At 67.3% G+C, this 8,280-nt stretch carries 8 protein-coding genes; 3 read left to right on the top strand and 5 right to left on the bottom strand.

Features of this window, described 5'->3' with window-relative positions; all coding sequences use genetic code 11:
• Positions 1-8: 8 nt before the first annotated feature.
• Positions 9-734 carry an SDR family oxidoreductase gene (locus tag WBB07_RS21865; RefSeq protein ID WP_526310476.1) on the bottom strand — a complete coding sequence of 242 codons (726 nt, stop codon included), beginning with the start codon at positions 732-734 and terminating at the stop codon, positions 9-11.
• 81 nt (positions 735-815) lie between these two features.
• Here WBB07_RS21865 and WBB07_RS21870 point away from each other — a divergent pair, with 81 nt between their 5' ends.
• The gene (locus WBB07_RS21870) at positions 816-1,724 is read left to right on the top strand and encodes a LysR family transcriptional regulator (protein WP_526310477.1); all 909 of its coding nucleotides are present in this window, start codon (positions 816-818) and stop codon (positions 1,722-1,724) included.
• Here the strand turns inward: WBB07_RS21870 and WBB07_RS21875 are convergent.
• The gene (locus WBB07_RS21875) at positions 1,704-2,618 is read right to left on the bottom strand and encodes a helix-turn-helix domain-containing protein (RefSeq protein ID WP_526310479.1); all 915 of its coding nucleotides are present in this window, start codon (positions 2,616-2,618) and stop codon (positions 1,704-1,706) included. The two genes, WBB07_RS21870 and WBB07_RS21875, sit on opposite strands and share 21 nt — an antisense overlap.
• Positions 2,619-2,773: 155 nt before the next feature.
• Between WBB07_RS21875 and WBB07_RS21880 the strand changes: the two genes are divergently transcribed.
• Positions 2,774-3,550, top strand: a complete 777-nt coding sequence (locus WBB07_RS21880; protein WP_526310481.1) for an SDR family oxidoreductase — start codon at positions 2,774-2,776, stop codon at positions 3,548-3,550.
• 87 nt (positions 3,551-3,637) lie between these two features.
• On the opposite strand, the gene WBB07_RS21885 is transcribed toward WBB07_RS21880, so the two are convergent.
• Positions 3,638-5,131 (bottom strand): aldehyde dehydrogenase, encoded by a 1,494-nt coding sequence (locus WBB07_RS21885; protein ID WP_526310483.1) that lies wholly within the window; start codon positions 5,129-5,131, stop codon positions 3,638-3,640.
• A gap of 55 nt (positions 5,132-5,186) precedes the next feature.
• Positions 5,187-5,951 carry a class I SAM-dependent methyltransferase gene (locus tag WBB07_RS21890; protein WP_526310485.1) on the bottom strand — a complete coding sequence of 255 codons (765 nt, stop codon included), beginning with the start codon at positions 5,949-5,951 and terminating at the stop codon, positions 5,187-5,189.
• 40 nt (positions 5,952-5,991) lie between these two features.
• Between WBB07_RS21890 and WBB07_RS21895 the strand changes: the two genes are divergently transcribed.
• Positions 5,992-7,161: a glycosyltransferase family 4 protein gene (locus tag WBB07_RS21895; protein ID WP_526310487.1), complete on the top strand. Its 1,170-nt coding sequence runs from the start codon at positions 5,992-5,994 to the stop codon at positions 7,159-7,161.
• Here the strand turns inward: WBB07_RS21895 and WBB07_RS21900 are convergent.
• On the bottom strand, positions 7,145-8,280 hold a 1,136-nt coding region (locus WBB07_RS21900), incomplete at its 5' end, for an MmpA family trehalose lipid delivery protein (RefSeq protein ID WP_526310488.1). The genes WBB07_RS21895 and WBB07_RS21900 overlap by 17 nt on opposite strands.

The following is an 8,280-nucleotide window of genomic DNA, read 5'->3' on the forward strand; positions in this document are numbered from 1 at the left end:
CACCCCGGCTACCAGGGGACGGCGCCGCTGTCGTCGAAGAACCCACCGCGGGGTCCGTCATCGGCCACGGTGGCAAGCCGGATGGCGATCGCGGCGCCCTGTTCGGGGGTACGGGGGGAGTTGAAACCGGTGAAGTCGGTCGCCACGTAGCCGGGGCAACAGGCGTTGACGATGACATTTGTCTCGGTCAGGCGGCGGGCGTACTGCGCCGTGATGCTGTTGAGCATCGACTTCGACGGGGCATATGCGGCCATGATCGGGCCGGTCTGCAACGTCAGCGAACCCATGTTGCTCGAGACGTTCACGATGCGCGGCGAGGGTGCGCGGTACAGCAGCGGCAACATCGCGTTGGTGACCCGAACGACGCCGAAGACGTTGGTGTCCAACACCTGGCGGACGACATCGAGGTCGAGGCTGGTCGGGTCCTGCGCTGCCCCGTCGGTGCGCCCAGCGATTCCGGCGTTGTTCACGAGAACGTCGAGGCGTCCTGCTGCTTTGTCGATTTCCGCCGCCGCTGCTGCGACGCTGCCATCAAAGGTGACGTCCAGGGAGACGCCGAACGCATCGACGCCGGCGTCGCGTAGCTGTTCGACTGCCGCCTCGCGCCTATCGTGATCGCGAGCTCCCACCGCCACCGTGAAGCCGATCGCTCCGAGGCCCCGTGCGATCGCCAAGCCAATTCCCTTGTTGGCGCCGGTGACCAGCGCGGTTCTTGTCTCGTTCACCGGTCCCATGCTCGGCCCGGCATGGTGTGTCGTCCAATACCGGTTCGATCCGCTGTGATACCCGCTAGGTATCGCTACTAAGCTGCCGCCGTGACGAACCTCGAGACACGCGAGCTGCGCTACTTCGTTGCGGTGGCCGAGGAGCTGCACTTCGGGCGCGCCGCAGCTCGGCTCGGGATCGCACAACCACCGCTTTCGCGCGCAATCCGCCAACTGGAGCGGCGGCTGGGCGTGCAGTTGCTCAACCGAAATCACCGCGGTGTTGCGCTCACCGCTGCCGGTGAAGTACTTCTCCGAGAGGCCGAAGTTGCTCTCGACGCGGTCGGGGCTGCCGAGCGCCGGACCCGACGAGCCGGGAACCCCGGCCGTTCGCTGGTGCTCGTGACCAAAGCGGGGGCTTCCCACGAGCTGTTGCGTCGACTTCTCGACACTTATGCAAGCGAGCCGGGCGTGGCGCCTGTCGAGGTCCTGCTGTGCGAGGTCGGCGAACAGGCGAGGCGGCTCCGCGATGGTCAGGCCGACGTGGCACTCATGCATCACCCCTACGACGACCTGGCCGGGCTCGACACCGAAAACCTCTGTGTCGAAAGCCAAGTGGCGATCCTTCCCGCCGGCCATCCGCTCGCGGCACGCGATCAACTCACACTGGCAGACGTTGCCAATGTGCCTGACTTGCCGATTGCTCGATGGCCTCGACTCGATGGCACCTACCCGGACGGGCCGGGACCGGAGGTCCGCACCCAGTCGAAGCTGGCTCAGCTGGTCGCGCTCGGCAAGGCACTGCTTGTCATCCCCGCCTCCAGTCGGGCCTGGCAGTGGCCCGAACATGTTGCGGTACCGGTGATCGACGCACCGAACGTCACCACCGTGCTCGCATGGCCGACCAACAGCCACTCTTTGGCGGCGGTGAGCACACTGGTCCAAGCAGCGGTCACAGTGCGCGGCACCGCACCGTCAGACGACGGACAGCCCGCCACCTCAGCCCCTGGGGCCAGCTGACCACGTGTCTGAGTTCTCCAGGCCCGCAGCCCCGGTCGTCTCACGGTCCCGTTGGTGCCAGTTCGCCAACAGCTGCAGCGCTGCTTGATCTGAGGAGCCTGGCTCGGTGGTGTACACGAAGAGAATCTGAGTGGGGTCGTCCGAGGGGTGCAGAGCCTGGTAGCGCACCGTGAGGTCGCCGACAAGCGGATGGTGGTAAGCCTTGGTCCCAACGGTGCGACGTGTGACGCTGTGTTTTGACCACATGGTCCTGAACTCGATCGAACGAATGGACAGCTCACCCACCAGTGCCGAGAGTTTCTCGTCACCTGGGTCGCGTCCAGCATCCAACCGCAGCATTGCGACGGTATCGGCGGCCACTTCGTCCCAGTCCGCGTAGAGCTCCCGAGCATGCGAATCGAGGAAGACGAATCGCGCCTGATTCCGTTGCGGTGCAGGGAGTTCTCGAAATTCAGTGATCAATGCGCCGGCCAATCGGTTGTGCGCCAACACATCGAGCCGCCGCCCCAACACAAACGCCGGCGACGACACCTCATCGAAGAGTTCAAGTAGTCGCAGTGTCGCCGGAAGCACCGACTGGGGACGGGTCCGACGCTTTCGTTGTGCGGTCGGCGGCTTGGCCAGCAGGTGCAAGTGCTGACGTTCGGCGTCATTGAGTTGCAGGGCGCTCGCCAACGCGTCGAGGACGTCCACCGATGCACTGCGGCTGCGGCCCTGTTCCAACCGGGTGTAGTAGTCGACGCTGACGCCGGCCAGCCGGGCCAGTTCCTCGCGTCGCAGGCCAGGCACCCGTCGCCGCGGCCCGGGCTCTTCCAAACCTGCGTCAGCTGGTGAAATCCGCGCCCGCCGGACGCTGAGGAACTCAGAGAGCTCCGTGGTCTTCCGGTCGGTCATGGTCACCAGTCTGCCCGGGCGCACCTGTTGCTCGCCAGCTCAAAGGGGCCCAATTTGTCCCCCGATAGAACGGCCTGGTTTGACACCGAAATACCGCCTCTCGGTGCGGTTGTCTCGAAGGCACACAGTTCACCACCTGAGAGGAAACAGACGACATGTCTTCAGTAATCACCACGGCGCCGCTGACCGGACGCATCGCCTTTGTGACCGGAGCGTCCAGCGGCATCGGTGAAGCCACCGCTTTTCGTCTGGCAAGTCTCGGCGCCCACGTCGCTGTCGCGGCCCGTCGCGCCGACAAGCTGGACGCGCTGGTGTTGCGCATCAGGGAGGCAGGCGGCACCGCCCTGTCGGTGCCGCTCGACGTCACTGACCGCGACGCGGTCCTCGCCGCAGCACGGCACGTCAGCGACGAACTCGGCCCAGTGGATTTGGTGTTCAACAATGCTGGTGTTCAGCTGATTTCGGCGGTCGAAGACGTCATGTTCGGGCAGTGGCAGCAGCAGATCGATCTGAACATCAGTGGTGTGATGAACGTGATCGGAGCGTTTGTACCCCAGCTCATCGAGTCCGCGGCGCAAGGAAAGCCTGCCGACCTGATCACCACCTCGTCGATCGCCGCCACCCGCGTGCTGGAGAAATTCTCCGTCTACTCCGGCACCAAGGCGTACGTGAGCCAACTGACCAGGCTGCTGCGTGTCGAGTTGGGCCGAAAGATGGTCCGCGTCTGCACCATTGAACCCGGAATGGTCGATACCGAGCTCCCGTCACACGTCACCGACCCCGACGCCAGCCGACTGATGGCCGACCTCATCAACGACATCGACGTACTCACCGCGGACGACATCGCCGAAACCGTCGGATTCATCGCCGCGGTACCCCGCCACGTCAACCTCACCGAGATCACCGTCCTGCCCACGCAACAGGCCATCTGAACAGACCTCGGATATAGCAAGAGCGCCCCGGGCTCACGGCCCGGGGCGCTCTTGTCTGCCAGCCAGCTCGAACTCACCCGCTCGAACTCACTCCGGCGTATAGCCGAACGGCAGCAGCACGCTCTTGGACTCCGTGTACGCAGCGATGCCCTCGGGGCCGTTCTCGCGGCCGACACCGGAGTTCTTGTAGCCGCCGAACGGCGCTCCCGGATCGAAGGCATACATGTTGACCGCGTAGGTCCCGGTGCGAATCTTCTTGGCGATCTTCAGCGCCCGGGCGAAATCAGGGGTGTACACACTGCCGGCCAAGCCGTAATCGGAATCATTGGCGATCCGGATGGCGTCCTCTTCGGTGTCGTAGGGGATCACCGCCAGCACCGGCCCGAAGATCTCCTCCTGGGCGATGGTCATCGAGTTGTCGACGTCGGCGAACACCGTGGGCTGGACGTACCAACCCGAGTCGAGGCCCTCCGGGCGGCCGCCGCCGATGACGATCCGGGCGCCTTCCTCGAGCCCCTTCTTGATGTAGCCCTCGACACGGTCGCGCTGCTTCTCGCTGATCAGCGGGCCGATCATCGCGGCCGGGTCATCCGGCAGACCGGGCAACATCCCGGCGACGGCGCCGGCCAGCTTCTCCACCACCTCGTCGTAGCGCGAGCGCGGGGCCAGGATGCGGGTCTGACCGACGCAGGCCTGACCGGAGTTCATCAGCCCGGAGAACACCAGCATCGGCAGCGTGGAATCCAGGTCGGCGTCCTCGAGGATGATCGCCGCGGACTTGCCGCCCAGTTCCAGCGTGCACGGCTTGAGCTTCTCGGCGGCCAGCTTGCCGACTTCCTTGCCGACGGCCGAGCTGCCGGTGAAGGTGAACTTGTCCACCTCGGGGTTGGCGGTCAGCGCGCGGCCGGTGTCCACCCCGCCCGGCACGATCGACAGCACACCCTCGGGGAGACCGGCTTCGGCGAAGGCCTCAGCCAGCGCGTTGACCGTCAGCGGGGTCTCGGCGGCCGGCTTGAGCACCACGGTGCAGCCGGCCAGCAGAGCCGGGCCGAGCTTGTTGCAGGCCAGAAAGAACGGCACGTTCCAGGCGATGACGGCCCCGACCACACCGATGGGTTCCTTGAGTACCAGCGTCTGGCCGTAGATGCCGTCGCGGATGTCCTGCCAGGTGAACTTGTCGGCAGCGCCGGCGAAGTACTGCAGTCCGGACAGGCCGGCGCCGTACTGCATCATGTCGACGATCATCGCGGGCTGACCGGTTTCGAGCTTCAACAGGTGTTTGAACAGGTCGGCGCGGTCCTCGATCAGCTTGACGGCACGGCCGATCACGGCGGCGCGGTCAGCCGGCGCCATCGACGGCCACGGGCCGTCGTCGAAGGCTTTGCGGGCCGCTGCGCAGGCGGCGTCGACATCGGCTTCGGCCGCCAACGGCACCTGCCCCACCTTCTGGCCGGTGGCGGGCGAAAAGACCTCGATCACCTCGGAGGTGGACGGTTCCACCCACTGGCCGCCGATGAAGAGCTTGTCGTAGGAGGTCTTGTACGCGTCGGTTGGTGAAACGGTATCCAGACTCTGTGTCATGAACGTCACACTACCGAGAAATGGGACGAACGAGAACCTGTTCCAGTTGAGTGGTTCAGCGCGGTTGCAGAACCAACACCAGATTGCTCACCAGAAACTCCCGAACCCCGGGAACTGCGGTCAGCCACCAGGCCCATCGCGGGTGGTAGCGGGGAAATGCGGCAATCACGGCGCCGGTGCTCGCCGCCCAATCCAGCCCGTCGGCCGCCGACACCGCAAAAAGCGACGATCCGTAGTTGTTCTTCGGGGAATGACCGTGTTTACGGGTGTAGCGGGCTGCGGCGCGCTGACCTCCGAGGTAGTGGGTCAATCCCATTTCGTGCCCGCCGAACGGACCCAGCCACACCGTGTAGGACAGGATCGCCAACCCGCCGGGTCTGGTCACCCGCAGCATCTCCGCTCCGAGCTGCCACGGGTGCCGCACATGTTCGGCGACGTTCGACGACAGGCAAATGTCGACGCTGGCATCGGCGAACGGCAACGCCATCCCCGACGCGCGGACAAACACTCCGGCACCGCCGAGATGTCCGGGTGCGGCGTGCATCTCACGCGGATCGGGCTCCACGCCGATATAGGACATCCCACGGTCGGCGAACGCGTCGGCGAAGTAGCCGGGGCCGCCGCCGACATCGAGGACGGTGCACCCGGCCGGGGCCCCACCCACCGCGCCCCGCCACAGGTCGTCGACCATCGCGGCGGTGTCGTGGGCCAGCGCGCCGTAGAACCGGGCGGGATCGCTCTGCTCGAACCGGAACTGTGACAGCAGCCGCACCGACCGCCTCAGGGAGGCCCGCCGCGCGAGCACATCGGTGGCGGTCATCGGTGAAAGCATACGAGCTGTTCGCAGTTAGGCTGGCTAGATGACCAGCGCCCCGGAACAGCACGGAGTCCGCTCCGTGCTGCTGTTGTGCTGGCGGGACAGCGGGCACCCCCAGGGCGGCGGCAGCGAGGCCTACCTGCAGCGCATCGGGGCGCAGTTGGCGGCGTCCGGGGTGCGGGTCACCCTGCGCACCGCGCGCTACGGCGGCGCCCCGCGCCGGGAGACCGTCGACGGCGTGCGGATCAGCCGCGGCGGTGACCGGTATTCGGTGTACATCTGGGCCGGCCTGGCCATGGTGGCCGCCCGGTTTCGTCTCGGACCGTTGCGCGGTGCCCGGCCCGACGTGGTGGTCGACACCCAGAACGGGATCCCGTTCCTGGCCCGGCTGGCGTACGGACGGCGGGTGATCCTGCTGGTGCACCACTGTCACCGCGAGCAGTGGCCCGTCGCCGGCCCGCTGCTCGGTCGGATGGGGTGGTTCATCGAATCGCGGCTGTCCCCGTGGATGCATCGCCGCCACCAGTACGTCACGGTGTCACTGCCGTCGGCCCGTGATCTGACCGAACTCGGTGTTGCGCAAGAGCGCATCGCAGTGGTCCGCAACGGCCTCGACGCCGTCCCGGACACGGTGCAGACCCAGCGTTCGGTGTCTCCGCGGGTGGCGGTGCTGTCGCGGCTGGTGCCGCACAAGCAGATCGAGGACGCCCTCGACGCCGTGGCGGCGCTGCGGCGGCGGATCCCCGATCTGCATCTCGACATCGTGGGCGGCGGCTGGTGGCATCAACCACTCGTCGACTACGCCGAACTGCTCGGTATCTCCGATGCGGTGACCTTCCACGGCCATGTCGACGAAGCCACCAAGCATGCGGTGGTGCATCGATGCTGGGTGCATGTGTTGCCCTCCCGCAAGGAGGGCTGGGGCCTGGCCGTGGTCGAGGCCGCCCAGCACGGCGTGCCGACCATCGGCTACCGATCCTCGGGCGGGCTGGCCGATTCCATCGTCGACGGGGTGACCGGCGTGCTGGTCGCCGACCGTGACGAGCTGGTGCACCGGCTCGACGAACTGCTACACGACGCCGAGCTGCGGACCGGTCTCGGCGACAAGGCACAGGCCCGCAGCGGCGACTTCTCGTGGCCGCAGAGTGCCCGGGCGATGCGCACCGTGCTGGAGGCCGTGCACGCCGGGGAGCACGTCAGCGGCGTCGTCTGACCGCGGCGGTCACCATCGAGGCCGCTCCGATGAGTAGCATCGCCAGCCACGCCACATGGGCGACGATCATCGTCAGACGCTTGTTGCTGTCGGCGCCGGCAGTGTCGCCGCCGACCCGGTACAGCGCTATCTCGGTATCCTGGTAAACCACCGGTAGCTGCTCGAGAGTGTCTGCAGCCGAGCCGAATTCACCTATCGACCCCGATTCCACCACCACCCAGCCGACACCGGCGTCGGCGAGCAGCCGGGGATCGGCGCCGCCGAGGAGCAGCTCCTGAATTCTGCGGGCGTGCCCGCCTTCACCGAGTACCCGGTCACCGGAGATCGTCAGATCTCCGGTGGTCAGCACATCGGCCCGCACCCAGCGTGGTAGCGGATCGAGTACGGGAGGTGTTCCGGCCCAGGCGAACCGGCGCATCGAGTCGGCGGGCAGCACCGCCACCGGGCGCGGATCGGCGTTGATCTGCTGGGCCACGGCACTCCAGCCCCCCGGATAGCTGACCGGCGTCATCTTGCCCCAGATGCCCCAGGCCAGATCCGGAAGTACCGCGATCAGTGCCAGGCAGCAGGCCGCCGCGGCAGCCGCCGGACGCAGCCCAGGGCGCCACCTGGTGAGCGTGATCACTGCCGCGGCCCCGGCCAGTGCATAGCCGGGCATGGCCAGGGCGACCCACTTCTGGGCATCCCGCAGTACCCCGAGCCCGGGGAGTGCTTCCACCACCGCCTGGGTGACGGCCAGCCCGGGGCCGGTCGCGGCGAGCGCCGGCAGCACCACGGCGACAACCGCCAGAACCAGCAGGGGGACCGCCGCGCGGACGCGGGCGACAACGGGTGCTCCCAGGGCCACCACACCCAGCAGCACCAGGGTGGCGACCAGCGCAAAGAGCGTTGACCGGGATCCGGGTACCGCTTCGGCGTTCCAGATGCCGGCCAGCCCGGCGAGGCTGCCCAGGGTGCCCAGCCCCGGTTCGGCGCGGGCCGCGAATGCGGCGACCCCCGGCCCTCCGGCGGCCTGGTAGGTCGCCAAGGAGGACGAGGCCCCGGTTGCCACCAGCAGGGGAGAGGCCGCCACCAACCACGGCAGGGCGGCCAACGCCGCCAGTCCGGCCGAGATCCCGC

This window comes from Mycobacterium sp. (genome assembly GCF_049647605.1).
Lineage (GTDB): Bacteria > Actinomycetota > Actinomycetes > Mycobacteriales > Mycobacteriaceae > Mycobacterium.

Bases quoted from the DNA above. Each gene is read 5' to 3' on its own strand.
- WBB07_RS21865 (WP_526310476.1), bottom strand. From the start codon at position 734: ATGGGACCGGTGAACGAGACAAGAACCGCGCTGGTCACCGGCGCCAAC.
- WBB07_RS21875 (WP_526310479.1), bottom strand. From the start codon at position 2,618: ATGACCGACCGGAAGACCACGGAGCTCTCTGAGTTCCTCAGCGTCCGG.
- WBB07_RS21880 (WP_526310481.1), top strand. From the start codon at position 2,774: ATGTCTTCAGTAATCACCACGGCGCCGCTGACCGGACGCATCGCCTTT.
- WBB07_RS21885 (WP_526310483.1), bottom strand. From the start codon at position 5,131: ATGACACAGAGTCTGGATACCGTTTCACCAACCGACGCGTACAAGACC.
- WBB07_RS21890 (WP_526310485.1), bottom strand. From the start codon at position 5,951: ATGACCGCCACCGATGTGCTCGCGCGGCGGGCCTCCCTGAGGCGGTCG.
- WBB07_RS21895 (WP_526310487.1), top strand. From the start codon at position 5,992: ATGACCAGCGCCCCGGAACAGCACGGAGTCCGCTCCGTGCTGCTGTTG.